At 71.9% G+C, this 26459-nt stretch carries 25 protein-coding genes; 5 read left to right on the top strand and 20 right to left on the bottom strand.

The window, feature by feature from the left end; genetic code table 11:
• Positions 1-19 precede the first annotated feature (19 nt).
• The 11 genes from ACN268_RS21555 to ACN268_RS21505 form a co-directional block, all read right to left on the bottom strand.
• Positions 20-466, bottom strand: coding sequence for an ATP-binding protein (locus tag ACN268_RS21555; protein ID WP_421484750.1), 447 nt, complete (start codon positions 464-466; stop codon positions 20-22).
• Positions 467-520: 54 nt separating this feature from the next.
• On the bottom strand, positions 521-1978 hold the full coding sequence (locus tag ACN268_RS21550; protein WP_421484749.1) for an ATP-binding protein: 1458 nt from the start codon (positions 1976-1978) through the stop codon (positions 521-523).
• A gap of 116 nt (positions 1979-2094) precedes the next feature.
• Positions 2095-2886 (bottom strand): glycerophosphodiester phosphodiesterase, encoded by a 792-nt coding sequence (locus ACN268_RS21545; protein WP_421484748.1) that lies wholly within the window; start codon positions 2884-2886, stop codon positions 2095-2097.
• Between the two features lie 10 nt (positions 2887-2896).
• On the bottom strand, positions 2897-3232 hold the full coding sequence (locus ACN268_RS21540) for a rhodanese-like domain-containing protein (protein ID WP_088643589.1): 336 nt from the start codon (positions 3230-3232) through the stop codon (positions 2897-2899).
• Between the two features lie 84 nt (positions 3233-3316).
• Positions 3317-4258, bottom strand: a complete 942-nt coding sequence (locus ACN268_RS21535) for an LCP family protein (protein ID WP_421486951.1) — start codon at positions 4256-4258, stop codon at positions 3317-3319.
• A 196-nt stretch (positions 4259-4454) separates the two neighbouring features.
• On the bottom strand, positions 4455-5663 hold the full coding sequence (locus tag ACN268_RS21530; protein WP_421484747.1) for an LCP family protein: 1209 nt from the start codon (positions 5661-5663) through the stop codon (positions 4455-4457).
• A gap of 259 nt (positions 5664-5922) precedes the next feature.
• Entirely contained in the window at positions 5923-7152 is a 1230-nt protein-coding gene (locus tag ACN268_RS21525; protein ID WP_421484746.1) for an LCP family protein, read from the bottom strand.
• 77 nt (positions 7153-7229) lie between these two features.
• Entirely contained in the window at positions 7230-8207 is a 978-nt protein-coding gene (locus ACN268_RS21520) for a GDP-mannose 4,6-dehydratase (protein WP_421484745.1), read from the bottom strand.
• Between the two features lie 164 nt (positions 8208-8371).
• Positions 8372-10045 (bottom strand): cation acetate symporter, encoded by a 1674-nt coding sequence (locus tag ACN268_RS21515; protein ID WP_421484744.1) that lies wholly within the window; start codon positions 10043-10045, stop codon positions 8372-8374.
• Positions 10023-10394 (bottom strand): DUF485 domain-containing protein, encoded by a 372-nt coding sequence (locus ACN268_RS21510; protein WP_088643583.1) that lies wholly within the window; start codon positions 10392-10394, stop codon positions 10023-10025. The genes ACN268_RS21515 and ACN268_RS21510 overlap by 23 nt, the downstream gene beginning before the upstream one ends.
• Before the next feature lie 280 nt (positions 10395-10674).
• Entirely contained in the window at positions 10675-11436 is a 762-nt protein-coding gene (locus tag ACN268_RS21505) for a flavin reductase family protein (RefSeq protein ID WP_421484743.1), read from the bottom strand.
• Between ACN268_RS21505 and ACN268_RS21500 the strand changes: the two genes are divergently transcribed.
• From ACN268_RS21500 to ACN268_RS21490, 3 genes are read left to right on the top strand one after another with little or no spacing between them, the layout of a single operon-like run.
• A complete protein-coding gene (locus ACN268_RS21500) occupies positions 11374-11733 on the top strand; it encodes a Scr1 family TA system antitoxin-like transcriptional regulator (RefSeq protein WP_421484742.1) in 360 nt (119 codons plus the stop codon). The two genes, ACN268_RS21505 and ACN268_RS21500, sit on opposite strands and share 63 nt — an antisense overlap.
• On the top strand, positions 11730-11945 hold the full coding sequence (locus ACN268_RS21495; RefSeq protein ID WP_421484741.1) for a DUF397 domain-containing protein: 216 nt from the start codon (positions 11730-11732) through the stop codon (positions 11943-11945). Before ACN268_RS21500 ends, ACN268_RS21495 begins: the two co-directional genes overlap by 4 nt.
• Positions 11936-12406 (top strand): nuclear transport factor 2 family protein, encoded by a 471-nt coding sequence (locus ACN268_RS21490; RefSeq protein WP_421484740.1) that lies wholly within the window; start codon positions 11936-11938, stop codon positions 12404-12406. Before ACN268_RS21495 ends, ACN268_RS21490 begins: the two co-directional genes overlap by 10 nt.
• Here the strand turns inward: ACN268_RS21490 and ACN268_RS21485 are convergent.
• The 5 genes from ACN268_RS21485 to ACN268_RS21465 form a co-directional block, all read right to left on the bottom strand.
• Entirely contained in the window at positions 12333-12923 is a 591-nt protein-coding gene (locus ACN268_RS21485; RefSeq protein WP_421484739.1) for an SRPBCC family protein, read from the bottom strand. The genes ACN268_RS21490 and ACN268_RS21485 overlap by 74 nt on opposite strands.
• Positions 12923-14617, bottom strand: coding sequence for an ABC transporter permease (locus ACN268_RS21480; protein WP_421484738.1), 1695 nt, complete (start codon positions 14615-14617; stop codon positions 12923-12925). The genes ACN268_RS21485 and ACN268_RS21480 overlap by 1 nt, the downstream gene beginning before the upstream one ends.
• Positions 14602-15366: an ABC transporter ATP-binding protein gene (locus tag ACN268_RS21475; RefSeq protein WP_088643579.1), complete on the bottom strand. Its 765-nt coding sequence runs from the start codon at positions 15364-15366 to the stop codon at positions 14602-14604. Before ACN268_RS21475 ends, ACN268_RS21480 begins: the two co-directional genes overlap by 16 nt.
• 136 nt (positions 15367-15502) lie before the next feature.
• Entirely contained in the window at positions 15503-17143 is a 1641-nt protein-coding gene (locus tag ACN268_RS21470; protein WP_421484737.1) for a cation acetate symporter, read from the bottom strand.
• Position 17144: 1 nt separating this feature from the next.
• A complete protein-coding gene (locus ACN268_RS21465) occupies positions 17145-17540 on the bottom strand; it encodes a hypothetical protein (RefSeq protein WP_363650335.1) in 396 nt (131 codons plus the stop codon).
• Positions 17541-17815: 275 nt separating this feature from the next.
• Here ACN268_RS21465 and ACN268_RS21460 point away from each other — a divergent pair, with 275 nt between their 5' ends.
• Together ACN268_RS21460 and ACN268_RS21455 are read left to right on the top strand one after the other, a co-directional pair.
• Complete coding sequence (locus tag ACN268_RS21460) at positions 17816-19198, top strand: hypothetical protein (RefSeq protein WP_421484736.1); 1383 nt, start codon at positions 17816-17818, stop codon at positions 19196-19198.
• A 275-nt stretch (positions 19199-19473) separates the two neighbouring features.
• Complete coding sequence (locus tag ACN268_RS21455) at positions 19474-21555, top strand: hypothetical protein (RefSeq protein WP_421484735.1); 2082 nt, start codon at positions 19474-19476, stop codon at positions 21553-21555.
• Positions 21556-21714: 159 nt separating this feature from the next.
• Here ACN268_RS21455 and ACN268_RS21450 read toward each other — a convergent pair whose 3' ends face one another.
• From ACN268_RS21450 to ACN268_RS21435, 4 genes are all read right to left on the bottom strand, one after another.
• Positions 21715-22476 (bottom strand): LytR/AlgR family response regulator transcription factor, encoded by a 762-nt coding sequence (locus tag ACN268_RS21450; RefSeq protein WP_088643667.1) that lies wholly within the window; start codon positions 22474-22476, stop codon positions 21715-21717.
• 17 nt (positions 22477-22493) lie between these two features.
• Positions 22494-23717 carry a sensor histidine kinase gene (locus tag ACN268_RS21445; protein WP_421484734.1) on the bottom strand — a complete coding sequence of 408 codons (1224 nt, stop codon included), beginning with the start codon at positions 23715-23717 and terminating at the stop codon, positions 22494-22496.
• Positions 23718-23757: 40 nt separating this feature from the next.
• A complete protein-coding gene (locus tag ACN268_RS21440) occupies positions 23758-25269 on the bottom strand; it encodes a sugar transferase (protein WP_204958286.1) in 1512 nt (503 codons plus the stop codon).
• Positions 25270-25597: 328 nt separating this feature from the next.
• The gene (locus tag ACN268_RS21435; protein ID WP_088643573.1) at positions 25598-26458 is read right to left on the bottom strand and encodes an Fpg/Nei family DNA glycosylase; all 861 of its coding nucleotides are present in this window, start codon (positions 26456-26458) and stop codon (positions 25598-25600) included.
• Position 26459: the final 1 nt, after the last annotated feature.

Below are 26459 nucleotides of genomic sequence, written 5' to 3'. Positions count from 1 at the left end.
GGGGAAGGACCCGCCCCGGTCAGCCGGCGGCGACCAGGTCCGGCCGGCAGTCGGCGGGGTCGAACTCGGCCCAGACGCTCTGCCCCAGACCGTCCCGGTCGACCCCCCAGCGGCTGGCCAGCCCGGCGACGATGTGCAGGCCCCGGCCGTCGACGGCGTCCGTGCCGGCGGCCCGCATCCGGGGGCCGGCCCCGGCGCCGCCGTCGGTCACCCGGACGGACAGGCCCGGCCCGGTCCGGGTCGGACGCAGCCGCCAGGCGACCCGGACCACCCCGCCGGGCAGCGGGTCGGCGTGCCGGACCGCGTTGCCGACCAGCTCGGCCAGGACGGCCACCAGGTCGGCGAGGAGTGCCGGGGGCACCAGGTCGGCGAGTTCGTCGGCGAGCCGGTGCCGGGCCAGCCGCGCGCCGGTGGCGTGGTGGGGGACCACCACACACCACGAACGCTCGGTTCGTCCCGTCGACACTCCGGCTCCTTCTCGGCCCGTGCCCGCGGTGGGTCGTCCGGCCCACCGGGCGGCTCACCCGCGGGGGAGCCGCACCTCTGCGACGGTACCGCCACCGTCGCGTGGACGTAGGGATACCCATCCATTCTGCTGTTCAACGATCCGGCGGACGAGATAGAGGCCGAGTCCGGCACCCGGATAGGCCCGCCGGTCGCCGGACTCGCCCTGCCAGAACCGGTCGAAGGCGCGTTCGACGTGCTCCGGCCGGATGCCCACCCCCCGGTCGGTCACCCGGAACGACACGGTCTGCCCGTCGGCCGAGGCGAACACCTCGATCGGGGAGTCCGCCGGCGCCCACTTGCCCGCGTTGGTGCACAGCTCGGTCAGCACGGTGGTCAGGCTGCGCCGGTCCCCGAGCGCCTTGGGCAGGTCGGCGGGCACGTGCAGGAACAGGCGTCGACGCAGGTCGCCGGGGAGGTCCAGGACCGCCGCGCGCAGCGCCTCACCGAGGTCGAACGGGACGGCCGGCTCGCCGTCGGAGCGTACGTCGGTGGCCGAGGTGAGCAGCCGGTCGACCAGCCGGGCCAGTTCGTTGGCCCGTTGACCGATCACCCGGGCCGCCTGCCGCCGGTCGTGGTCGGTGAGCGACTCCCAGTGGTCGGTGAGGGTGTCGGCGTACCCCTTGATGACGGTGACCGGGGTGCGCAGCTCGTGGCTGGTGACCGCGACGAAGAGGTCCCGGTCGGACTCCCGGCGTCGCTGGTCGGTGATGTCGCGGAAGGTGATCACCCGTAGCGTGCCCGGCCCGACCAGCTCGCCGGTGGTGATCCGCAGCCACCGCCCGTCCGGGAGCTGGTGGTCGAGCAGCTGGCCGGCCGGCGGGAGCGGGAACGGCAGCGGCCGGTTCATCGCGTCACCGGCGCTGCGCCCGGTGACCTGGGTGGCGGCCGGGTTCCACAGCCGGACCCGACCGTCCCGGTCGACCACGGCCAGGCCGTCGGCCAGCGCCGCGACGACCGGGCCGTCGCCGTGCACCGGCAGGCCGCTCTGGTCGCCGTACATGTGGGCGATGCAGGAGGCGAGGTAGCCGAGGGTCGCGTGCTGGACGCGGTCCTCGGTCTCGTCGTCGTCGGCGTAGAGGGCGTGCAGGGTGCCGACGGTGAGCCCGTTGAGTTCGGCGCGGGCGACGATCATGCGGCGCAGGCCGTTGCCGACCAGTTCCGCGGCGAGCGGACCGTCGAGGCGGTCCAGCCGGGCCTGCCGGACCCGGGGCCCGGTGAGCAGGCAGACGGTGGCCGGGTCGGAGGCGGGCAGCGGGCGGCCGATGGTCCACTCGGCGCAGCCGCTGGCGGCGATCACCCGGCCGCCGGTCGGGGCGAACTCGACGAAGGCCACACAGGCCGCGCCGAGCGTGGGGCGGGCCGCCCGGAGCAGCGAGGTGAGCACCGGCAGGCCGGCCTCACCTGAGTTGATCATCTCGATCACCGCGCCGTGGTCGGCGATGAGGGTGGCGAGATCGGGGCGCTCCGGCATGCCCCGAGTCTGCCCCGTACCGGGCGGTTCGGGCACCCCCCGCAGGTCACCCGGCTCCGGCAGCCGGTGCCGGCCCGAACCACCGGCGTCGGCCGGGGACCGGTGTGAGCCGGGCGTCACCGGCCCAGCCGGGCCAGGGTGCGCGCGGGCCGGTCGGTGATCACCCCGTCCACCCCCGCGTCGAGGACCAGCTCCAGGTCGGTGGGTTCGTTGACCGTCCAGACGTACACCGGGTGGCCGGCGGCGCGCAGCGTCGGCACCAGCTCCGGGCGGGCCCGGACCAGGCCGATGCCCGGCCCGGCGATCCGTGCCCCGAACGGCAGCCGACCGAGCCGCAGCCAGCGCGGCAGCACCTCCAGCAGCAGCACGGTCGGCAGCGCCGGGGCCAGTTCACGCACCCGGCGTACCGCCAGTGGGGAGAACGACATCACGGTGACCTGCACCAGGTCGTCCGGGCGCGGCTCGGCCAGTCCGTGCCGGCGCAGCATGGTCACCAGCCGGCGCTCGACGTCGCCCCGGTAGCGGGACGGGTGTTTGGTCTCCACCAGCAGCTTGACCGGGCGTCCGGCGTCGCGGACGGCGGTCAGTAGCCGGTCCAGGGTGAGCAGCCGGGTACGGGTGTCGTCAGGTGCGGTGTCGCCCTCGGCCGGTGCGCAGCCGGGATGCCAGGAGCCGAAGTCCAGGGTCTCCAGCTCGGCCAGGGTGCGGGCGCTGACCAGGCCGTGACCGTTGCTGGTCCGGTTCAACCGCCGGTCGTGTACGCAGACCAGGTGCCCGTCGCGGGTCAGCCGGACGTCGCACTCCAGCCCGTCGGCGCCTTCGTCGAGGGCCCGCAGGTAGGCCGCCAGGGTGTGCTCGGGCAGGTCGGCCGACGCGCCCCGGTGCGCGAAGACCAGTGGATCAGCCATGCTGCGCCGCTCAGATGACCTGGCCGGGCTGCCCGTCCCCGGTGACGACCGGCCTGCCGACGGCCGCCCACTGCCGCATCCCGCCGTCGGCGTTGCGGACCTGCTCCCAGCCGTTGCCGAGCAGGTATCCGACGACCTGGGCGGAGCGCCCGCCGGAGCGGCAGATCACCGCGACGTCGCGGTCGGTGGGCACCTCGGCGAGCCGGGCCGGCAGTTCCATCATCGGTACGTGGTGCGCGCCGGGCGCGTGGCCCGCCGCCCACTCGTCGTCCTCGCGGACGTCGAGCAGGTAGGTGTCGTCGTCGATCGCGGTCACGGGGACACTGGGAACCTGGGATCCGAACACGGTCGAAAGCCTAGATCCTCGGTGCCGGCGAGGGCACGTCGGCGCTCGGCGTGGCGGCCTGTCGGCGGGTGTACGGCCTGACGGTCAGAGCCGGTTGACCCAGCGCGGGTTGGCCCGGGACCAGTCGGGCAGCCGGTCGGTGCGGACGGCCTCGAAGAGCCCGCCGCCGCCGTTGTCGAGCACCACGTACGAGACGCCGTCGATGGTCTGTGGGTAGGACGGGAGCTGCACCCCGCGCAGCGCGTCGGCGGGCAGCGACCGCAGGGCGAACAGCAGCTCGTCCATGGGTACGCCGTTGGTGTCGACGGTGAGCGCGTTGCCGACCGCCCGCAGCACCCGGTCGAGTTGCACCGGGTCGGTGCGCAGGTGGGTCTCGCCGGCGCGGTCCATCATCGCCCGCAGCATCTGCTGCTGGTGGCGCTGCCGGTCGTAGTCGCCGTTGGGCAGGTCGTAGCGTTGCCGGGCGTAGTCCAGCGCCCGTGCGCCGTCCATCTGCTGGCAGCCGACCGGGAAGACGACGCCGGTGTGGATCGAGCGGACCTCGGTGTCGACGCACATCCGGATGCCGCCGAGCAGGTCGATGACGCGTCGGAAGCCGGCGAAGTCGACGAGGGCCGCCCCGTCGAAGCGGATGCCGGTGAGCCGGGTCAGGGTGGCCGAGAGCAGGCGGGTGCCGCCCTCGCCGCCGCCGCCGTGTTCGTACGCTGCGTTGATCTTGTCCTGGCCCCCGGCGTAGCCGACGCCGTCGGGGGGGATGCTGACCAGCAGGTCCCGGGGGACGGAAATCAGGTACGCCTGCCGCAGGCCGGGCGGCACGTGCACGATCAGGATGGTGTCCGACCGCTGGTCCGGCCCGGGTGCGCCGGGGCGTCGGTCGGAGCCGACGATCAGGTAGTTGAGCCCGGTGTCCAGTTCGGTGCGGGCCTGCCGGGCGTCGGGGGAGAGCAGTTGCTCCTTGCTGACGGTGCGCTCGTAGCGGTGGGCGAGCAGCCGCACCCCGACCACGGCGAGCCCGGCGAGCAGCACCAGGGCGAGGCCGACGCCGAGCAGGGCCCGTGGCCAGCGTGCCCCGCGCCGGCCGGGAGGCGGTGTGCCCCGCCCCCGGTCGGATCGCGCTGACCTGGCCGTGACGTCCTCCCGTGGCCGCAACGTGAATATCTCTCACGTCAGGCTACGGGGGATCGCCCGGCCCCCGGGCCGGTTCGCCGCGACTACCGGCCGGTCACTTGCGGGTGGACAGCACGCTCGGGTTGGCGTACACGAACTCGCCCAGCCGGTCTTCCTTGATCGCCTGGAACATGTCCAGCGTCTGCTGGCTGAGCGCCTCGCGGTTGTTGGCGTTGCCGTTGAACGTGCCGCCGTTGGTCCGCAGCATGGTCAACTCGTTGGCGGTGACCCCGCGCATGGTGAACACCAGGTCGGCCACCGGCACGCCACCGGTGTCCAGGATGAACGCCTTGCCGGCCGCCTTGATCAGCTGGTTGACCTTGACCGGGTTGGTCATCATGCCCTTGTCGGTGGCCTTACGGGCCATCGCCTTGATCAGCTGCTGCTGGTTCTGCTGCCGGTCGTAGTCGCTGTTCGGCAGGCCGTAGCGCTGCCGCGAGTAGTCGAGCGCCTGGAGACCGTTCATCTCCCGGCAGCCCTTCTTGTAGACCACCGGGGTCATCGGACGGCCGGTCTTCTTGGCGTCCGCGTTCCACATCTGCTTGCCGTCGACCATCATCATGTGGTGCGACTTCACCTCGTGGCTGACGCAGATGCGCACCGTGCCGAGGGTGTCGATGACGTTCTTGAAGCCGCCGAAGTTGATGATGGCGGCCCCGTCGAAGCTGACCCCGGTCATGTTCTTGATGGTCTGGGCCATCAGCTGGGCGCCGCCCTCCCAGCCGCCGCCGTTGCGCGCGCCGGCCTGGAACGCCGCGTTGATCTTGTCGGTGCCGCCCTTGAACCCGCTCTTCTTGAACGGCGGGATCTGCGCCTCGGTGTCCCGGGGGATCGAGATCAGGTACGCCTGGTCGTGGCTGGCCGGGATGTGCAGCACGATGATGCTGTCCGAGCGGACGTCGTCGGCGGCCCAGCGCTCCCGGGCGTCCACGCCGAGCAGCAGCATGTCGATCGGGCCGTCGAGGTTGGCACCACCCTCGGCCTCGGTCTTGCCCGCCCCACCGAGCAGGTTGCGCTGGGCGATGTTGCCGGTCGCCTGACTGATCAGCGCCTTGCTGCCGACGATCGCCACACCGCTGGTCAGCATCAGCACCGCACCGAAGACCACGGTCAGCCGCGCCCAGAGCGGGTCCTTGCGCCGGGCGCGCTTGCGGGCCGTGGCGGAGGGCCGGCCACCGCGACCGCCCGGTGACGGGACGGCGGCCGACGCCCGGTAGGGATCGGCGCTCGGCGGCGATGGGCGGGGGCTGGTCTGAACCGGCATGCGTGCTCCAGCTCGCGTGATCGGGGGGCGGGACCACTTTACGTACCGCTTCCCGGCAAGGCGAGGTCGTCACACGCACAAATCCCAGACAACCTGACCTTTAGCCCCATGATTCATCCGTTCGGGCGAATCGATGCGACCGGACGGCCGTTGGCGTCCGATGATCAAGCGTTCCGGAAATGACCTCTGATGACGTTCGTCGACATCTGCCTGACACACGGGGGCGGACCGTCACGGCCCGCCCCCGCCGGGCGACGCCTCAGTTGCCGTTGCCGGCGGTCGCCTTCTTGTCGGCCGCCACCCAGTCCGCCATCGTGTCGGCGGACATCGCCTTGTACATCGCCAGCGCCCTCTCCCGGTCGGAGACCACCACCGACTCCCCGTTGATGGTGTCGCTGCCGCTGTTCGGGCTGGTGAGGAAGGTCAGGTTCTCCCCGCGCAGGTTGCGGAACTGGATTGCCATGTCGCCGAGGGAGAAGTCGTTGTCGACGGTCACCGCGTCGGTCACCGACTGGAGGAACGCGTTCAGCTTCTTGGGGTTGGTCAAAGTGCCCGTGCTCGCCGCCTTGTCCATCAGCGCCCGCAGGAACTCCTGCTGGTGGCGCATCCGGGCGAAGTCGCCCTGGGGGAACTGCTTGCGCTGGCGGATCCAGTCCAGCGCCGTCGCGCCGTCCATGTGCATGGTGCCCTTGGTGAACTTCCGGTACGGCTTGTGGATCGAGGTGATGCTCCGCTCCACCTTCAGGTCGACCCCGCCGAGCGCGTCGGTGACCTCCTTGAAGCCGCCGAAGTCGATCGCCATCACGTTGTCGATCCGGACGTCGGTGAAGCACTCCACGGTGCGTACCGCCAGCGGCAGGCCACCGAAGGCGAACGCGGCGTTGATCTTGGCGCGCTGACCGGAGTCGCAGGCCGCGCCCGCGTTCTCGGGGATCGGCACGTACAGGTCACGCGGGACGGAGACCAGGTAGGCCGACTTGTGGTCGGCCGGGATGTGCATGACGATCAGCGTGTCCGCCCGCCACTCGCCCGGCTTGTCGACCGCCGCGTCCGGGTCCCGTGAGTCCGTGCCGACCAGCAGGATGTTGAGCGCCCCGTCGACCGCCTTCGCCGGCCGGCCACCGGTGATCTCCGAGAACGGGTCGGTGCGGGCCAGGTCCGCGTTGAGGTTGCGGGTGTAGAACCAGGCCCCGATCCCGCCGAGCAGCGCCACCACCAGCACCGTCACGCCGGCCACCAGGGCGATCCGCCCCCAGCGCGGGCGCGGTCCGCGCCGGCCGTAGTTTCCCGGCCCGCCCGGCCCCGAGGGTGTGCCGGGGCCGCCCGGCCCGCCCGACCGGGGCTGACTCTCCTGGTGCGACGGGTACCACTGCGCGTCGGACGCCCGGGCGCGCCCGGTGGCGCCCCGGTCGGTGCCGGGCACCGAGGCCCGGCCCGCGCCGCGGTGCAGGTAAGGGAGCGAGGCGCCGGCTGACGAGGTCGCTGACATGCGTTTCAGCGTACGTAGGCGGGTCGAGCGTTCGCTGAATGTGAAGCCCGCCGACCGTCCCGCGTGGCGCGGTGGGGTTACCCTAGCCGGTCGCGGAAATGGTCGATGGTGCGTCGCAGGCCCTCCTCGGGCGAGACCTCCGGCTGGTATCCCAGCAGGTCCCGGGCGAGGGTCAGGTCGGGACGGCGCATCTCCGGGTCGTCCGCGCTACGGGTGACGTAGGTCACCTGTGACGTGCTGCCGGAGAGTGACACGATCGTCTCGGCGAGTTGCCGCATCGACATCTCGTGTTCGGTGCCGCAGTTGATCGGGCCGGTCTGCGTCGAGTCGAGCAGCAGCAGGATGCCGCGCACCAGATCGTCGACGTAACAGATCGACCGGGTCTGGTCACCGGTGCCGTGCACGGTGATCGGCTCCCCGCGCAGCGCCTGGGAGATGAAGGTGGGGATCGCCCGGCCGTCGTCCGGGCGCATCCGCGGGCCGTACGTGTTGAAGATCCGGACGATCGCCGCGTCCAGCCCCCGGCTGCGGTGGTAACCCATGGTGGCCGCCTCGGAGAAGCGCTTCGCCTCGTCGTAGACGCTGCGCACCCCGATCGGGTTGACGTTGCCCCAGTACGTCTCCCGCTGCGGGTGTTCCTTCGGGTCCCCGTACGCCTCGGAGGTGGAGGCCATCAGGAACCGGGCGTCGTCGGCGACCGCGCGGTCGAGCAGGTGCAGGGTGCCCACCGAACCGACCCGGAGGATCTCCACCGGCAACTTCTCGAAGTCGGTCGGGCTGGCCGGGGACGCCATGTGCATGATCGCGTCGAACCGCTGCGCCAGGGCCGGGTGGTGGGTGGGCAGGCCGTCGGAGATGTCCGCCTCGACCAGGGTGAACCGGGGGTGCTCGGCCAGGTGCGCGACGTTGTCCTTGGAGCCGGTGACGAAGTTGTCCAGCGCGACCACCGTGCACCCGCGCTCGACCAGGGCGTCCGCCAGGTGTGACGGCACGAACCCGGCACCGCCGGTGACCAGGACGCGGTGACCGCTTCCGAACCGCTGGGCAACCTTCATGGCGGCCAGCCTACTTCTCCCCGCCGCCCGGGGTCCGGTCGACCCGAGGCCCCGGCGTGGCCCGTACCCTGCCCGTCCCCGCCCGGTGGACGACTCCCCGGGGTGACCGACGGGTGGGCCCCCGACGCGAGCGGTCGCGTTCGGGGGCCCGTGGTGCCGGTCGTTCAGTGCGCGCCCGCGCCGGTGAGGGCACGTACCTCCAACTCGGCGTACTTGTCCTCGTCGTGCTCCTTGGAGATCACCGTGCCGAGCCAGCCGCAGAGGAACCCGAACGGGATGGACAGCAGGCCCGGGTTGGACAGCGGGAACCACTGCCAGTCGTGGTCCGGGAACATCGAGGTGGGTGCGCCGGAGACGACGGGCGAGAAGAACACCAGGAACACGGCCGAGACCAGGCCGCCGTAGATCGCCCAGACCGCGCCCGAGGTGTTGAACCGCTTCCAGAACAGGCTGTAGAGGATCGCCGGCAGGTTGCCCGACGCAGCCACCGCGAACGCCAACGCCACCAGGAAGGCCACGTTCAGGCTCTGCGCGTAGATCGACAGGGCGATCGAGACCGCGCCGATGACCAGCGCCGAGATCCGGGCCACCCGGACCTCCTGGCGTTCGGAGGTCTGCCCCCTCTTGATCACGTTGGCGTAGAAGTCGTGGGCCAGGCTGGACGACGAGGCCAGGGTCAGGCCGGCGACCACCGCCAGGATGGTGGCGAACGCGACCGCCGCGATGATCGCCAACAGGGTCGCCCCGCCCAGGTCGCCGCCGAGGAAGGTCTTGCCCAGCTCCTCGGCGAGCTGCGGCGCGGCGGTGTTGCCGGCCTTGTCCTGCGCGATGATCTCCTTGCCGCCGACCAGCGCCGCCGCACCGAAGCCCAGGGCCAGCGTCAGCAGGTAGAAGGTGCCGATGATGCCGATCGCCCAGAGCACGCTCTTACGGGCCGCCTTGGCGGTGGGCACCGTGTAGAAGCGGATCAGGATGTGCGGCAGGCCGGCGGTGCCGAGCACCAGGGCGATGCCCAGCGACAGCAGGTCCATCTTGTTGTAGAAGGTCTGGGTCGAGTTGCCGGCCACCTCGACGCCGTACCGGAGTCCGGGTTCGAGGAACGCGCTGCCCTTGCCCGACGTGGCGGCGGCGTCACCGAGCAGCGCCGACAGGTTGAAGTTGTACTTCGCCAGCACCAGCACGGTCATCACCAGCGCGCCGGACATCAGCAGGAACGCCTTGACGATCTGGACGTACGTGGTGCCCTTCATGCCACCCACGGTCACGTAGATGATCATCAGGGCGCCGACCATGATGATGGTGGCCACCTTGGCGGTGTCGGCGTCCATGCCGAGGAACGTCGTGCCCGGCTTGATCCCCAGCAGCAGCGCGACCAGGGCGCCCGCGCCGACCATCTGGGCCAGCAGGTAGAAGATCGACACGGTGATGGTGGAGACCGCCGCCGCGGTACGCACCGGCCGCTGACGCATCCGGAACGCCAGCACGTCGGCCATCGTGTAGCGGCCCGAGTTGCGCAGCAGCTCCGCCACCAGCAGCAGTGCCACCAGCCAGGCGACCAGGAAGCCGATGGAGTAGAGGAAGCCGTCGTAGCCGTACAGGGCGATGATGCCGGCGATGCCGAGGAACGACGCGGCCGACATGTAGTCGCCGCCGATCGCCATGCCGTTCTGGAAACCGGAGAAGGACCGGCCGCCGGCGTAGAAGTCGGTGGCCGTCTTGGTCTGCCGGCTGGCCCAGATCGTGATCGCCAGCGTCACTGCCACGAACACCAGGAACAGGGTGATGGTCAGGTTGCGGGCGGTGCCGCCGCCCGCCTCAACCGCGAGGACCGTGTTCACGGTTCACCTCCCCGATCTCGGCACGGATGCGGTCGGCGGTCGGGTCGAGCTTGCGGTCGGCGTACCGGGAGTAGAGCCAGGCGATGAGGAACGTCGAGACGAACTGGAGCAGCCCGAAGATCAACGCCACGTTGATGTTGCTGCCGAACAGCTTCGTGCCCATGAAGTCCCGCGCGTAGGCGGAGAGGATCACGTAGAGCGCGTACCACAGGAAGAACGCGACGGTCATCGGGAAGACGAAGCTGCGCAGCGCGCGGCGCAACCCGACGAACTCGTCCGACCGTTGTACGGCCAGATAACGCTCCGCCGCCGAGTCGGCCGGGGCGGGCGTGGGTGTGTCCGTGGACATCTGTGGATCACCACCTTCACAGGCATCGGGAGTTTCGCGCACCGTAGAGAGCGGCCCGCCGGCAAGAAAAGGTGCAGATCGATCCCGGCAGTCCCCTGCGCCGAACGGTCCCCCACCTGCGCCCAGTGACCCACGTCACCCCGCTCACCGGACGGACCGCACGGCACGGACGGACCGGGCTGACCGGGCGATGATCCACCCGCCTGGGCCGAAATAGCGGTATCCGCCGTCCAGGAGACCGCTATTTCGGTGACATTGCGACCCGACCACCCCCGACGGGTCAGGGAAGCTGGTGGTAGCGGCCCCGGTGGTGCAGGAGGGGCGGGGTGTCGGTGAGAATCTCGACCGTCTCGATGGTCGCCTCGACGAGGAGGGCCCAGCCGTACTCCCGGGCGGTGTCCAGGCGGCAGCCGGCCCAGCTTCCGGCGTCGGCGGGCACCGGCCCGTAGGGCGTGTCGGTCCACGCGTCGGTGGCGAACAGCCCACCCGGCGAGGGGAAGAGCCCGGCGAACCGGTCGGCGAGCTGCCGGTGGGACGGCCCGAGCGGGGCCACCGCGAACCGACCGGCGTCCCCGATCGCCGGCCACAGGTCGGCCTCGGGGTCGATCAGGCCGAGCAGCCGGTCCGGCTCCCCCTCGGCGACCAGGGTGGACGACACGGTCAGCCCGGCCGGGCCGGGAGCGGTCCAGAGCGTGACCGGCGCGGCGAGCCGCCCCCGCAGCCGACGTGCTGGCGAGCGTTGCCCGGTCGGCACCGCGAACGGGTCGGTGTGGTGGATCTCGGCACCCGGTTCTGGATTCACGTGAAACATTGTGGCCCCCGCCCCGTCCCGCGTTGCCCGGTCGGGGCGAGAGCCGGCCGAGCTTCCATGATCGTCTACGCCGGGGCGACCACGACACGCCGGTTCGGTGCCGCTCCCGCGTAGATGATCTCCGGAACTCCCCGCCGGGCGGGCGCGGGCCCAGCCGAGGAAGCGTTCGTGCAGGTCGGCGGGCCGGACGTGGCCGGTGAGCTGGCCGAGTTGGTCGCCGGCCTCCACCATCAGCGTGCCCAGGGCCTGCGGCGCGCCCTGGCCCTGCCAGCCGGCACGGCTCACGTGCGGCTCCACGTGCTGCCGCTCGATGCCGGCGCGCACGTCTCGCTGGGCGGCGGGTTCGTGCTGGCGGAACTGCCTGGGAGCGAGCAGGTCCTGTGTCTGGACAACACCGCCCGGGGGCAGATCGCGGACCATCCGGAATGGATTCGACTGATGCTGCGCAAGTGGGAGAGTCTGTTGGGTGAGGCGCTGGCCGAGCGGGCCTCGCTCGATCTGGTCAACAAGCTGAAGGTGACCCCATGATCTCTGACGAGCCATGCTGGCGGACCTCGTCGCGTTCCGACGACTCCGGTAACTGTGTCGAGGTGGCGGACAATCTGCCCGGGGTGGTGCTGGTCCGGGACAGCAAGGACCGCTGTGGCCCGACGCTCCACTTCACCCCCGACACCTGGCGTTCCTTCGTCACCTCGACGGGAACCGCCGCCCGGCTGGAGGGACGACGGGCGTGCCGCTGAGCGCCGATGACCGGCTGGCGATCCACGAACTCGTCGCGCTGCACGGCCACCTGATGGACGACGGGGCGTTCGACCGGTTGTCCGAGCTGTTCACCGACGACTTCGCCTACGACGTCACCGCCTACGGGTTCGGCGTACTGCGGGGGTACGCGGCGTTCGCCGAGGCGGCGCGGACCCTGGGCGACGGCAACCCGCTCGGCCACCACGTGACCAACGTCGTGGTCAGCGAGGACGCCGACGGCACCGTCCGGGTCCGCTCGAAGGGGCTCGGCGTGCCGGTCGACGGCCCGGTGGGCACCGTCGTCTACGAGGACGTGATCCGTCGGGTCGAGGTACAGCCCCCGGCGGGTACGGCCGGCGCGCGGCGGCCGGCGACGGGCTGGCGGATCAGCTACCGGAGGGTCGTCCCGCGTCGTCGTCCGCTGCATCCCGAGGGGCGGGGTCAGCACCCCGAGGGGTGAGGTCCGCCTCCCGGCGTGTGCCGTCCGGCCCGGCGGACAGGGTGGCGCGGGCGGCGGCCAGCACCTCCGGGTCGGCGCAGCCGGCCGCGTAACCGGCGATCCGACGACGGATGTCCCGGGTGAGCAGCCAGACACCGACCCGGTCGGCGACCGGGCGCAGGAACGCCGGCCGGCAGCGGAAGCTGTACCGCCAGGTGGCGACCGTGTGGCCCGGCTCGGGTGCGGGGGCGAACCGCCAGCCACCGGCGAACATCTCGAAGAACCACGGGCCGCGCACCATCTTCATCCCGACGTTCGTCGGCGGGGCGAAGGAGACGTACTCGCTGATCATCACCAGGCCGTGCCGGGAGCGGGTGAAGGTACGCACCCCCTTGCCGGGCCGGGTGGCCCCGTCGACAAAGTGCTGCTCGCGGACGAACGGGTCCCACCGGTAGCGCACCGGCGCGACGGTCTGCGACACCGCGAACGCCACCTCCGGCGGGACCGCGACGGTGGTCACCGCCTCGACGACGGGCATCAGCGGCGGGGGGTGACGGTCGACAGCAGCTCCGGCATCCGGCGGTCCAGCACGTCCCCGGCCAGGTACGCCCCGAGCAGCGCCGCCCCCACCCCGTACGCCGCGCCGACCGGCAGGGCCAGCCAGAGCCAGACGTCGCCGAGCAGCCCGGCGGCCACCACCATCGGTACGGCGGCAGCCGCCGAGCCGACCATGGACAGCAGGGTGAGCATGCTCTTGGCGATCCCCGAACCGGTGTTCATCGCGAACGGGTTGCTCGTCTCCGGCAGCGAGTACGCCCCGAGCACCGAGATGAACCCGTTGATCGCCAACCCCACCCCGTACGAGGCGAGCAGCGCGCCCGCCGCCACCCCGAACCACTCCGGTCGGCCGAGCACCCCGCTGATGATCAGGGAGACGACGCCGAGCATCGGCACCACGTACACGGAGAAGGCGGTCATCCGGGCGCGCAGCTCCAGCCGACCCGGCACCCCGGCCACGACGTTGGCCGCGTAGGCGCTGCCGTCGAAGCCGAACTGGTTGGCCAGGGTCACCGAGGCGAGCACGCCGACGAAGAGCATCGAGATGCTGAGCAGCACCGGCGACGGGTCCCCGGTGGCCTCGAAGCCCTCCTCGCCGACGGCGAACCCGGCGCCACCGAGGTTGACCATCACCGGGACGAAGATCCCGACCACCGCGATGGTGATCAGGTTGGCCCGTCGTCGGGCGTCCCGCCACCAGTAGCGGCACTCGCGGGCGACCAGCGCGCCGAACCGGTCGCGCCGGGCCCAGCCGACCGCCCGGGGGAAGAGCTGGGCGACCGCGCCGCCGGTCGGTGCCTGGCGGGCCTTGGCCGGGGCGGCGCTGGCCGCGCCGACCATCGCGGACTCCAGCGACCGGGACCACCACAGCAGCAGCGCCCCGATGGTCAACGCGGTGATCAGCAGCTTGACCGGCACGGCCCAGGCCCGGCCCTCGGCCACGTCCAGGCCGATCGTCCAGGGTGCGCCGAACGGGGTCCAGCCGACGATCCGGGCCACCCCGACGAGCCGGTCCCAGTCGGCGGTGCGTACGGCGGCCAGCACCACGAGCTGCAACGGGCCGAGCAGCGCGGCGACCACGGCGAGCAGCACGGCGGCCAGGTCGCGCACCCGGCGCGACCGCAGCATGGTGGCGAACGCGCTGGTCACCGCGCGGCTGGCGGCGACGCAGAGCAGCACCCCGGCGACCACGCCGAGGGCGGCGACGACCCCGGCGACCGCGCCGCCGAGCAGCGCGGCGCTGACCACCAGCCCGGTGACCGCGACCAGCACCGCGAACACCGGGACGCTGACCAGGGCCGCCGCGAACAGCCCGGTGACCAGGGTGCGGCGGGAGAGCGGCAGCAGGGCGAACCGGGCCGGGTCGAGGGTCTCGTCGACGCCGAAGAAGACCAGTGGCAGCAGCAGCCAGCCGAGCACCAGCACCCCGCCGCCGAAGGCCGCGGCCATCACCGCGTAGCGGGGTTCGTCGGCGAAGCCGGGGGCGGCGAACATGAGGAAACCGCCGGCCGCGAACCAGAGCCCGACCAGCACCCCGACCACGAACAGGGCGACCCGCCAGCCCTGGCCCCGGAAGTTGTTGCCCATCACCCGCAGCTTGAGCCGGACGAAGTGGCGCGGGGAGACCGCGCGGACCGGCGCGGCGGGCGCGGGCGCGGTCACCGGGACAGCCACGCCAGCTCCTCACCGGTCGCCGTCCGGCCGCCGACGACCTCGACGAAGACGTCCTCCAGGGACCGGTCGCCGCGGACCTCGGCGAGGGTGCCGACCCGCTTGATGGTGCCCTCGGCGAGGATCGCCACGTGCGAGCAGAGCCGCTCGACGACCTCCATCACGTGGCTGGAGAAGACCACCGTCCCGCCGCCGACCACGTACCGGTGCAGGATGTCGCGGATCAGCGCCGCCGACACCGGGTCGACCGCCTCGAACGGCTCGTCGAGCACCAGCAGCCGGGGGCCGTGCAGCAGCGCACAGGCCAGGCCGATCTTCTTCTTCATGCCGGCGGAGTAGTCGACGACCAGGGTCCGGCCGGCGTCGGTGAGGGCCAGCACGTCGAGCAGTTCCGCCGCCCGCTGGTCGACCACCGCCGGGTCCATGCCGCGCAGCAGACCGTGGTACGCCAGCAGCTCCGCGCCGCTGAGCCGGTCGAACAGCCGTACGCCGTCGGGCATGACGCCGAGCAGCCGTTTCGCCTCGACCGGGTCGCCCCAGACGTCGTGCCCGAGCACCCACGCGTTGCCGTGGTCGGGCCGCAGTAGCCCGACGGCCATCGACAGGGTGGTGGTCTTGCCGGCGCCGTTGGGGCCGAGCAGGCCGTAGAACGAGCCGGCGGGGACGGCCAGGTCCACCCCGGCGACCGCCACCTTGCCGTCGAACTGCTTGGCCAAGCCACGGAGTGCCAGCGCAGGGTGTTCACCAGTCATGCCCCGACCGTATCCGGGCCGGGCGAGGGGCTGCTCCCGCCAGGGGACGATCCCGGCTCATCCCGCAGGCGGACGATCGGGCGGGGGTGGTGCCGGGAGGACGTGGGCCGGGACGCCGACTGATCGGGACGAACCGTCAGGAACGGAGCGACTCGGGGGCGTGCAGGCGGAGCATGGTGGCTCCGACGTCGACCGGGGTGCGGCGGCGGGTCGCCATCGACACCGCGATCATCACGGTGAAGGCGAGCGGCACCGTCCAGGCGGCGGGCTGGGTGGTGAGGGTCGCCGGCCAGCCGGTCAGCGGCGGCCCGAGCACGGTGACCAGCACCGCGCCGATCGCCGCGCCGCCACCGACCAGCACCCCGGCCGCCGCGCCGAGATCGGTTAGGCCGCGCCACCAGATGCCGAGCACCAGCAGCGGGCAGAAGCTGGACGCGGCGACCGCGAAGGCCAGCCCGACCACCTGGGAGACGTCCAGCCCGGAGACGTTCAGCGCGAGCACCGCCGGCACCCCGCCGGCGATCACCGTGGCCAGCCGGAAGCCGCGTACCGAGCCGTGCCCCAGCACGTCGGTGGAGATCACCCCGGCGACGCTGGTGAGCAGCCCGGACGAGGTGGACAGGAAGGCGGCGAACGCCCCGGCGGCGACCAGGGCGGAGAGCAGCCGCCCGGTGACGCCGGCACCGAGCGCCGCCTCGGGAAGCAGCACCACCACCGCGTCGGTCTGCCCACTGACCAGCAGTTGCGGGGTGTAGATCCGGCCGAGCACGCCGTAGAGCGTGGGCAGCAGGTAGAAGACGCCGACCATGGCCAGCACCACCAGGGTGGTCCGCCTGGCCGCCGCGCCGTCGGGGTTGGTGTAGAAGCGCACCAGCACGTGCGGCAGTCCCATGGTGCCGAGGAAGGTCGCCAGGATCAGCGAGTAGGTGGCGAACAGACCTCGGTCGTCGTCCCCGGCGGCGCTGGGCAGCAACCAGTCGGTGGCCCCGGTGGCGACCCCGGACACCTCGGGCACCGGATCACCGGCGGCGAAGCTCAACTCGTCGCCGGGGCGTACCTCACGGATGGTGCCGTCGGGGAAGGTGAGGGCCGCGCGGTGCTCGACCACCACGGTGGTGGCGGTGCGGAACGCCGGCCCGTCGGGCGGGGTCACCGCCGGGCGGGCGTCGGCCTGCCACTGCAGGGCCAGGAAGATCGCGGGTACGGCGAGCGCGGTCAACTTCAGCCAGTACTGAAAGGCCTGCACGAAGGTGATCGCCCGCATCCCGCCCAACGCCACGTTCGCGGTGACCACCGCGGCGACCAGCAGCGCCCCTACCGGGTACGGCGAGCCGGCCACCGTGGCCAGGGTCAGCCCGGCGCCCTGCAACTGCGGCACCAGGTAGAGCCAGCCGATGAAGATGACGAAGACGGTGGCCAGGGTGCGCAGCCGGCGGGAACCGAGCCGCAGCTCGCAGAAGTCGGGCAGGGTGAACGCCCCGGAGCGGCGCAGCGGCGCGGCGACGAACAGCAGCAGCGCCAGGTAGCCGGCGGCGAAACCGACCGGGTACCAGAGCACGTCGACGCCGTACTTGAGGACCAGCCCGGCGATGCCGAGGAAGCTCGCCGCCGACAGGTACTCCCCGCCGATGGCGGCGGCGTTCCAGGTCGGACTGACCGTCCGGGAGGCCACCAGGAAGTCGGAGGTGGTCCGGGCCAGGCGCAGTCCGTAGAAGCCGATGCCGACGGTGATCAGGGTGACCGCGACGATCGCCGGTACGACGTACCCGTTGCCCATCTCAGCGTTCCGGTCGCTGGACGAGGTCGACGAAGTCCTGTTCGTTGCGTTCGGCGAGCCGCACGTATGCCCAGCCGACGGCGATGAGGAAGGGGAACGAGACCACCCCGAGCAGCAGCCAGGGCAGGTTGACGCCGAGCACGGTGACCCGGCCGACCGGGGGCGCGATGGCGAACAGCCAGGGCAGCCCGCCCAACCCGATGAGCACCAGCAGGCTCAGCCGTAGGGCGAGGGTGAGCTGTGCCCGGACCAGGCCCCGGACCAGCGCTTCACCGACCCGGGTCTGCTGGGTCAGCTCGGTGCGGGTGTGGGCGGCCCGGGTGTCCCGGCGGGAGACGCCGGCCAGCACGATCCGTACCCGTCCGGTCGACCGGACGGCCGGCGGCCCCGGGTCCACCGGTGGCGGTTCGGGGTCGTGGTCGGCGGTCACCCGGGCAGTCTCGTCCGCCCCACCCGAATGTCAAGTGTCGTCCACCGGGGCTGTGGACAACCTGTGGACAAGGCGACCGGCCTGTGGATGACGGTGGGCGACCCGACGACCACCATGGCGTTACGTCTGATTCGTCCTCACCGGAACGTCACCCGGAGATCATCTGTAACGGCCTTGCCGGCATTGACCCAGGCCCCTACGCTGGGGCAGCCAATCCCTTCCTCTTCGAACACGGGGTCTCTATGCGCAAAATTCGCACTCTCCTCGGCGTCGGTCTCGCCGGAGCATGTGCACTCGCCGTGGTGCCGGGTACGGCCTCCGCGGCTCCCGTCTCCGCGCCGCTGCAGAAGGCGGCTGCCCTCGACGACGTGACCGGCGCCTACTACCCGGTCTCCCCGGCCCGGCTGCTGGACACCCGCAACGGCACCGGCGCACCGGTCGGCAAGATCGGCGCCGGCAAGAAGGTCGACCTCCAGGTCGCCGGCCGTGGTGGCGTACCGGCCAGCGGCGTCGGCGCGGTCGTGCTGAACGTGACCGTCACCGGTCCCAGCGCCGCCAGCTTCCTCACCGCCTACCCGACCGGTGAGTCCCGCCCCACCGCCTCCTCGGTGAACTTCGCCAAGGGCTGGCTGGGCTCCAACAACGTCACCGTGAAGCTCGGCTCCGGTGGCAAGGTCTCGGTCTACAACAACAGCGGCTCGACCGACGTGATCGTCGACGTGGTCGGCTTCTACGCGGGCGACAACAGCCTCACCAACCGGGCCGGCGGCCAGTACGAGTGGTACCTGCCGACGCGGTACTGGGACAGCCGGGAGGACCCGGAGGGTAAGCCCCCGGCCGGTCAGGTGCTGGAATACTCGCTCGACTTCGGTGACTACAACCCGCACGTCAAGTCGTTCGTCCTGAACGTCACCGCGGTGTCGCCGGCCAAGTCCGGCTTCCTCACCGCGTGGTCCGGCAACGGCACCCGGCCGGCCGCCTCGACGGTGAACTACCTCGCCGGCAAGAACGTGCCGAACCTGACCTTCGTGCAGACCACCCCCTGCACCGGCACCGAGCAGAACGAGTGGTGCATCCCGGGTGCGCCGAAGTTCAGCATCTACACCTCGCAGGCGGCGCACGTCCTGGTCGACCTGGTCGGTGTGGTCGACGACGGCGACTCCCCGTACGGCATGCGGTTCGCCCCGCTGAGCCCGACCCGGATCGTGGACAGCCGCTCCAACCTGGGCATCTCCGGTGCCATCCCGGCGGGCGGCACCCGCAAGGTGACCGCCCCGGCCGAGCTGGTCACGCCCGACACCGACGTGCTGGCGATGAACGTCACCGCCGTCACCCCGACCAACAACACGGTCATCACCACCTGGCCGGCCGACTTCGACGGCGTCGGCAAGCCCGACACCAGCAACCTGAACCCGTACGCGGGCCAGGTCGTCTCCAACGGCGTGCTGGGTGTCATCGGCCCGAACTACGCGTTCAACGTCAACAACCTGTCCGGCAGCACGCACCTGGTCGCCGACGTGGTGGGCACGTTCTACTACCCGGAGGCGTCCACGGCCAAGTCGGCCGCGTCGCTGAAGGGCGGCAAGGCCAAGCCGAGCGCGGTTCCGGGCTCGAACCGGAGCTGACCGGCAGCAGCCACGACGGCTGACCGTCAGCCGTCACCGCAGAGCGCCCCGACCGCACGGTCGGGGCGCTCTCGCGTTTCCGCGAATGGGACGGTGGTTCCGTCGGAGGCCCGGCTCACGTGCCGGTCGTCGATCCGGTAAGGGCGCAATGCCCTTTCTTGGCATTCCGTCGATACGGCCTTGCCGCTCGTGATCACCGCCCATAGTGTGTGGTCCACAATCACTCTTCCTTCTTCACGGGGTAATGCATGCGCATTTTTCGCGCTCTACTCGGCATGAGCGTTGCCGGGACCTGTGCGCTGGCCGTACTGCCGGGGGTGGCGCTGGCCACGCCCACCGCGCCGTACACGGTCCTCACCGTCGACGTCGGCGACCAGACCGGCGGCTATCCGATCTACCGGTCCGACGTCTTCGACCGCGACAACTCCACCATCTCCGTGGTCGCGCAGAGCAACGACCGGCTGGCGGTCGACACCAACCGGGCCGGCTCCTACGTGCGGCTCAGCATCCAGCCGCCGGCCGGCGAGCAGTGGACCGCCGGTCAGACCTACCAGGCGACCTGGCAGGGCGACGGCGGCACCGCCGCCATGGACCTGGCCTCCGACGGGCGCGGCTGCGGCCACGTCAGCGGGTGGATCAAGGTCCGGCAGGCCGACCGGGACAGCGACACCGGCCTGGTGAACGCGTTCGCCGCCGCCTACGAGTACAGCTGCCGGGACAGCACCTACTACACCGGTACGGTCAGCGGTGAGCTGCGCTGGAACTCGTCAGTGGACTACGCGGTCGCGCACGGCGAGCCCAACCCGGTCAGCTTCAACTACCAGGAGATCGCGGTGCCCAGCGCGGCCCGGACGGTGACCTTCCGGTCCGTCGGCAGCGCCCCGGTCACCTTCGGGGCGGCCAGCCTCGGTGGCCCGACGCCCGAGGCGTTCGCGCTGCTCGACTCGAACTGCACCGGCCGGACGCTGACCCCGGGGCAGACCTGCACGGTCTCGGTCGCGGCCAAGCCGACCAGGGAGGGGGTGCAGCAGGCGAGCCTGCTGCTCGCCGACGACAGCGCTTCCGGCACCCGCCGCGTGCAGTTGGCCGTGGAGGGCTTCCGGGGCGTCACCGGCAGCTACTACCCGTTGGCGCCGAAGCGGCTGATGGACACCCGGTCCGGGTTGGGCGCGCCCAAGGCCAAGATCGGTCCGGGTAAGAAGGTCGACCTCCAGGTCACCGGGCGGGGTGGGGTGCCGAGCAGCGGTGTCGGCTCCGTCGTGCTGAACGTGACGGTCGTCGGCCCGACGGCGGGGAGCTTCCTGACCCTCTACCCCGCCGGCCAGAGCCGTCCGACCGCGTCCTCGATCAACTTTGCGAAGTCGTGGCTCGGCTCGAACAGCGTCACCGTCAAGGTGGGCTCGGGCGGCAAGGTGTCGGTCTACAACCACGCCGGGTCGACGGACGTCGTGGTCGACGTGGCGGGCGTCTGGGCGGGGAACAACTCGCTCTCCAGCCGGGGGCCGGGCGGCCAGTACCAGTGGATCAAGCCGTTCCGGCTCTACGACACCCGGGACGACGGCGCTCCCCTGCCCGCCGACTACTACATGGAGAGTTGGCTCAGCTTCGGCAGCGTCAACGCCAACGTCAGGGCGCTGGTCGTCAACATCACCGCCGTCTCGCCCCGCAAGGCCGGCTACCTGACGGCCTGGAACGGGCAGGGGGACGTGCCCACCGCGTCCACGGTCAACTACCCGGCGGGCAAGGTGGTGCCGAACCTCGCCATCGTGGAGACCGTCGAGTGCACCGAGTGCGGCGGCAAGCGGGCACCGCAGTTCGCGATCTACACCTCGCAGACCACCCACCTCGTGGTGGACGTGGTGGGCGTGATCGACGACGGCACGGTTCCGGACGGCCTGCGGTTCACGCCGATGTCGCCGACCCGGATCGCGGACAGCCGGATCGGCCAGGGCCTGCCGAGCGTGCTCGGGCCGACCGCGGTCGGCAAGGTCACCGCACCGGCGAGCATGCTGACCCCCAGCACGCAGGTGCTCGCGATGAACGTCACCGCGGTCACCCCGACCAGCAACACCGTGCTCACGGTGTGGCCGGCCGACTCGGCGATGACCCGGCCCACGGCGAGCAACCTCAACCCGGCCGCCGGGCAGACCGTCTCCAACGCGGTGCTGGGCATCCTCGGTCCCACGCAGGGCTTCAACGTCTACAACCACTCGGGTAACACCCATGTGGTCGCCGACGTCGTCGGCACGCTCTGGGTCTACCCGGGTACGGCTACTCCGCCCACGGGCCGGGCCACGACCCCCGGTAGCAGGCTCACGGTGACCGACTCCGGCGTGGGCACCCCCTCCCCGCGCTGACCGTCACCAACGGCGAAGGGCGTCCCGGCCGAGGCCGGGGCGCCCTTCGCCGTTCCCCGCCAGGGGCCGATGGTGCGGCATCCGAGGCACTCCGTCACCGCAACGTCGCCGATACTGCGCCGATCAGCCGCCGGCGCGACGATCATGGCCGCGCCCGGGTCAGCGGTTCCAGTCCTGTTTGGCGGCGCGGACCAGCTTGTCCTTCAGCTCCCGGGTGTGCCGGCGACTCACCGGCAGCTCGGCGGCGTCGATCAGCACCACGTACCCCGAGTTGACCAGGCGCAGCTCCGCGATCAGCCGCAACTGCACCAGGTACGACCGGTGGATGCGCACGAAACCCGCGTCCGCCCAACGCTCGGCGAGCGTGGCCAGCGACACCCGGACCAGGTGCGACCCGTCGGCGGTGTGCAGCCGCGCGTAGTCACCCTGCGCCTCCACCCAGCGCACCGCCGAGCGGGGCAGCATCCGGGTCGTCCCGGCCAGCTCCACCGGGATCGTCGGGTCCTCCTCGGCACGGGCCAGCGCCGCCGGGTGCGACGGCACCACCCGGGAGCCCATCACCCGGCGCAGCGACTCGGCCAGCCGTTCGGCGCGTACCGGCTTGCGGACGTAGTCGGTGGCGCCCAGGTCGAACGCGTCGACCGCACCGTCGTCGTACGCGGTGACGAAGACGATCGCGGGCGGCCTGGCGAACCGGCGCAGCACCCGGGCCAGTTCCATCCCGTCCAGGCCGGGCATCCGGATGTCCAGGAAGACCACGTCCACGTCGGTGTCCCGCAGCACCCGCAGCGCCTCGGTGGCGTCGCCGGCCGTGTGCAGCCGGGCCACCCGGGGATCGGCCCGCAGGTGGTACGCCAACTCGTCGAGCGCCGGCGGTTCGTCGTCGACCGCCAGCACCCGCAGGAACCCGGAGGCGTTCACCGCGCCGCCCCGCTCGCTCACGCGCCGGCCCGTACGCCCGGGTGGAACTTCGGAATCCGCAGGCTCACCTTCGTACCCGAGCCGGGGCCCGTCTCGACGACCAGGCCGAACCCGTCGCCGAAGACCGAGCGGAGCCGCTCGTCGACGTTGGAGAGGCCGACGTGCTGGCCCGGGTCGTCGGTCGGGTCGCTGCCGGCCCGGGTCAGCTCGGCGATCCCCGCGGTCAGCGTGGCCGGGTCCATCCCCACTCCGTCGTCCTCCACCGTGATGTGACACTCGGCACCCGCGTCCCGGGCCTCGATGCTCACCATGCCGGTACCGGGCTTGCGCGACAACCCGTGCCGTACCGCGTTCTCGACCAACGGTTGCAGGCACAGGAACGGCAGGGTCACCGGCAGCACCTCCGGGGCGATCTGCAACCGCACCTGCAACCGGTCACCGAACCGGGCCCGTTCGATGGTCAGGTAACGATCGATGGACCGCAACTCCTCGGCGAGGGTGGTGAACTCCCCGTGCGCCCGGAACGAGTACCTGGTGAACTCGGCGAACTCCAGGATCAGCTCCCGGGCCCGTTCCGGGTCGGTGCGCACGAACGACCCGATCGCGGTCAACGCGTTGTAGATGAAGTGCGGGCTGATCTGCGCCCGCAACGCCCGGACCTCGGCGCGGGCCAGCCGCTCCCGGGACGAGTCCAACTCGGCCAGCGAGAGCTGGTTGCCGGCCCAGTGCGCGGTCTCCAGGGTGGCCTGCACCAGGCCCGGCGCGGGCGGCCCGTCGGCCACCGCGACGAGCGCCCCGACCACCCGGCCGTCGGCCGACAGGGGTGCCACCACCGCCCCCCGGACCAGGCAGTCCACCCGGTCGCAGTGCAGCTCCGACTCGCCCAGCACGGTCGACCGGCCGGTCTCGGCCACCCGCCGGGCCGCCGCGAGCAGTTGCCCGCCGTGGTGCCCGCCGCGCCCGTCGAGGGCGAGCAGCGTGTCGGCGTCCGTCAACGCCAGCCCGGCCGCCCCCACCAGGGCCCGCAGATGGCGTACGGCCTTCGCCGCGCCCGCCGGGTGCAGCCCGGTACGCAACGGCTCGGCGGCCAGCCCGGCGGTGTGCAGCACCTCGTAGGTGGCCCGCTGGGTGGCGGTGGCGATGCCCCGTCGACCGCGTAGCCGCAGCGCCGCCGCGAGCGCTGCGGCGAGCGCGGTCACCAGCGAGACGACGCCGACCACGGCGGAGAGGTTGCCACCCACCCCGCGATCCTGGCCTGTCCGGCCCGCCACGCCAAGGGGTTCAGTACGCGCCCTTGCGGGCCAGCACCACACCGACCGTGCGCCACAGGATGCTCAGGTCGTACGCCAACGACCAGTTGTCGACGTAGTAGAGGTCGAGCCGGACCGCCTCGTCCCAGGACAGGTCGGAGCGGCCGGACACCTGCCACAGCCCGGTCATCCCGGGACGGACCAGCAGCCGCCGCCGTACGTCGCCGAGGAAGTCGCCGTCGTCGGCGGGCAGCGGACGCGGCCCCACCAGCGACATCTCCCCCCACAGCACGTTGATCAACTGGGGCAGCTCGTCGAGCGAGGAGGCCCGCAGGAAGCGGCCCACCGGGAAGACCCGGGGGTCCTGCTTCATCTTGAACAGCATGCCGTCGGTCTCGTTCTGGTCGACCAGACCGGCCAGCCGCTCCTCGGCGTTGACGTACATGGTGCGGAACTTCCACACCCGGAAGGTCCGCCCCTCGTGGCCCACCCGAGGCTGGCGGAAGAAGACCGGCCCGGGGTCGGAGAGCCGGATGGCCAGCCCGATGGCGAGGAAGACCGGGACGAGCAGCAGCAGGCCCAGCCCGGCGGCGATCCGGTCCATCAGGTTCTTGGCCAGCAGCGCCGGCCCGGACAGGGTCGGCTCCTCCACGTGCAGCAGCGGCAGGCCCTCGATCGGGCGGATGTGCACCCGGGGGCCGGCGATGTCGGTGAGCTGCGGGGCGACCACCAGGTCGACGCCGGAGCCCTCCAGTTGCCAGGCCAGCCGGCGCAGCTCACCCGGTTCGGCGCTGGCCGAGCCGCAGACCGCGATGGTGTCCCCGCCGACCTCCCGCACCAGGGCCAGCACGTCCCGCCCGGCGTACACCGGGACGGGGGTCTGGATGCCCCGGGCGGCGGCGTACCCGTCGGTGATGTGGATGGCCACCGGCACCAGGCCGGCGCTCGGGTTGCGGGTGACCGCCGTGTAGACCTCCAGGCACTCCGGCAGGGTGCCCACCAGCACCATCCGGTGCCCGGCGTGCCCGGCCCGACCCCGGATGCGGTGCAGCACGAACCGGGCGGTGATCCGGAAGAGGAGCACCAGCACCAACGCCCCGGCCAGGGCGAAACCCACCGTGTAACGCGAGAGGTCGGTCTTGGTGGCGAAGGCGACGAACGACACGGTCGCGGTGACCGCGACCCCACCCCGGATGACCCGCTTGTATTCCTCCGGGCCGAGGCCGAGGTAACGCCTGTCGTAGGCCCGGTTGCCCCACAGGGCCACCAGCCAGCCGAGCGGCACCAGCAGGAAGACCACCGTGTAGAACCAGGTCGGGTCCGCCTGCGCGTTGTAGAAGCCGGCCCGTGCCTGGCCGAACGCCTCCTGGGCGATCCAGTCGGCCAGCACCACGGCGGCGAAGTCGAGCAGCAGGAGCGCCGCCGTGTACGGGCGGTGCCAGCGGGACACCCGGCGTCGGGCGCGGGCCCATGCCGACCGGGGCACCCCGTTGTGTGACGGCGGTGTCGGCGGCTGGATCTCGAAGCTGTCGACGTGCCGCACGAGTTTGCTCCGGCCTGTGTTGGTTACCGGGCGCTGGAGGCTTGTCGTCACCTCAACCCATGTCCTCCCGCATGACGCGCGCCGCTCACTCGCCGTGAGGGGCCCGGGTCGCCCACCGTCCCAGTCTCCCACGCTGGCAGCGGGTCAAACGCCGAGCCGGGGGGCTTTGCGTCTGGCGTTGCCGATGGGGAACCGGCCGACTTCACGTCAGTTTTCGAAGCCGGGGACCGAGCCACTATACCGATGGACGGCCACCGGGGTAGAGCGCGGACGGGGACGTTCCACGCGCCGGGGACGATACCTCTCCGTAACAATGGCGCGATGTGACTCACCGTACGAGGCGGGACAACCGACGGTCAGCGAGCGGTTTGCCCCCGGTCTGGCAGGTGGGGCAGTACTGGAGGCTGGAGTCGGCGAACGAGACTTCCCGCACCGTGTCGCCACAGACCGGGCAGGGCAGTCCGGTGCGGGCGTGCACCTTCAGCCCGGAGCGTTTCTCGCCCTTCAGTTCCGCCGCCCGGTGCCCGGCCGAGCGGCGTACCGCGTCGCCCAGCACCGTCCGGGTGGCGGCGTGCAGGGTGGCGAGCTGGTCGTCGGTGAGCCGGTCGGTGATCGCGAACGGGGACAGCTTCGCCGCGTGCAAGATCTCGTCGGAGTACGCGTTGCCGACCCCGGCGAGCACCGCCTGATCGGTCAGCACCCCCTTGACCTGCCCCCGTCGGCTGCGCAACCGCTCGGTGAAGGTGGCCAGGTCGGCGTCGAGCGCGTCCGGCCCGAGCTTGGCGACCCCGGGGACCTGCGCCGGGTCGGTCACCAGGTAGGCGGCGAGCTTCTTCTGGGTGCCCGCCTCGGTGAGGTCGAACCCGGAGCCGTCGTCGAGGCGTACCCGCAGGGCGATCGGCCCCTTGCCGGGGCGCAGCGGGGTGGTGGACGGGAACGCCTCCCGGTAGTGCAGCCAGCCGGCGCGGGCCAGGTGCACCACCAGGTGCAGGTCACCGTCGAAGATCACGTCGAGGAACTTGCCGTGCCGCCGGGCGTCGGCCACCGCCCGGCCCGACACCGCCGTGGGCGCCGGGTCGTACGTCTTCAGGGCGCTGATCGCGGCGACCTCGACCCGGTCGACGCGACGCCCCACGGCACGCTCACGTAGGTAGCCCGCGAGCGCCTCCACCTCCGGTAGTTCGGGCACC

The organism is Micromonospora sp. WMMD735 (assembly GCF_049178995.1).
Taxonomy (GTDB): domain Bacteria; phylum Actinomycetota; class Actinomycetes; order Mycobacteriales; family Micromonosporaceae; genus Micromonospora; species Micromonospora wenchangensis.
This window is presented reverse-complemented; position numbering and strand designations above follow the sequence as displayed.

Bases quoted from the DNA above. Each gene is read 5' to 3' on its own strand.
- ACN268_RS21530 (WP_421484747.1), bottom strand. From the start codon at position 5,663: ATGCCGGTTCAGACCAGCCCCCGCCCATCGCCGCCGAGCGCCGATCCC.
- ACN268_RS21525 (WP_421484746.1), bottom strand. From the start codon at position 7,152: ATGTCAGCGACCTCGTCAGCCGGCGCCTCGCTCCCTTACCTGCACCGC.
- ACN268_RS21495 (WP_421484741.1), top strand. From the start codon at position 11,730: ATGATCTCTGACGAGCCATGCTGGCGGACCTCGTCGCGTTCCGACGAC.
- ACN268_RS21550 (WP_421484749.1), bottom strand. From the start codon at position 1,978: ATGCCGGAGCGCCCCGATCTCGCCACCCTCATCGCCGACCACGGCGCG.
- ACN268_RS21475 (WP_088643579.1), bottom strand. From the start codon at position 15,366: ATGACTGGTGAACACCCTGCGCTGGCACTCCGTGGCTTGGCCAAGCAG.
- ACN268_RS21485 (WP_421484739.1), bottom strand. From the start codon at position 12,923: ATGCCCGTCGTCGAGGCGGTGACCACCGTCGCGGTCCCGCCGGAGGTG.
- ACN268_RS21510 (WP_088643583.1), bottom strand. From the start codon at position 10,394: ATGTCCACGGACACACCCACGCCCGCCCCGGCCGACTCGGCGGCGGAG.
- ACN268_RS21460 (WP_421484736.1), top strand. From the start codon at position 17,816: ATGCGCAAAATTCGCACTCTCCTCGGCGTCGGTCTCGCCGGAGCATGT.
- ACN268_RS21470 (WP_421484737.1), bottom strand. From the start codon at position 17,143: ATGGGCAACGGGTACGTCGTACCGGCGATCGTCGCGGTCACCCTGATC.
- ACN268_RS21545 (WP_421484748.1), bottom strand. From the start codon at position 2,886: ATGGCTGATCCACTGGTCTTCGCGCACCGGGGCGCGTCGGCCGACCTG.
- ACN268_RS21505 (WP_421484743.1), bottom strand. From the start codon at position 11,436: ATGGTGGAGGCCGGCGACCAACTCGGCCAGCTCACCGGCCACGTCCGG.
- ACN268_RS21455 (WP_421484735.1), top strand. From the start codon at position 19,474: ATGAGCGTTGCCGGGACCTGTGCGCTGGCCGTACTGCCGGGGGTGGCG.
- ACN268_RS21520 (WP_421484745.1), bottom strand. From the start codon at position 8,207: ATGAAGGTTGCCCAGCGGTTCGGAAGCGGTCACCGCGTCCTGGTCACC.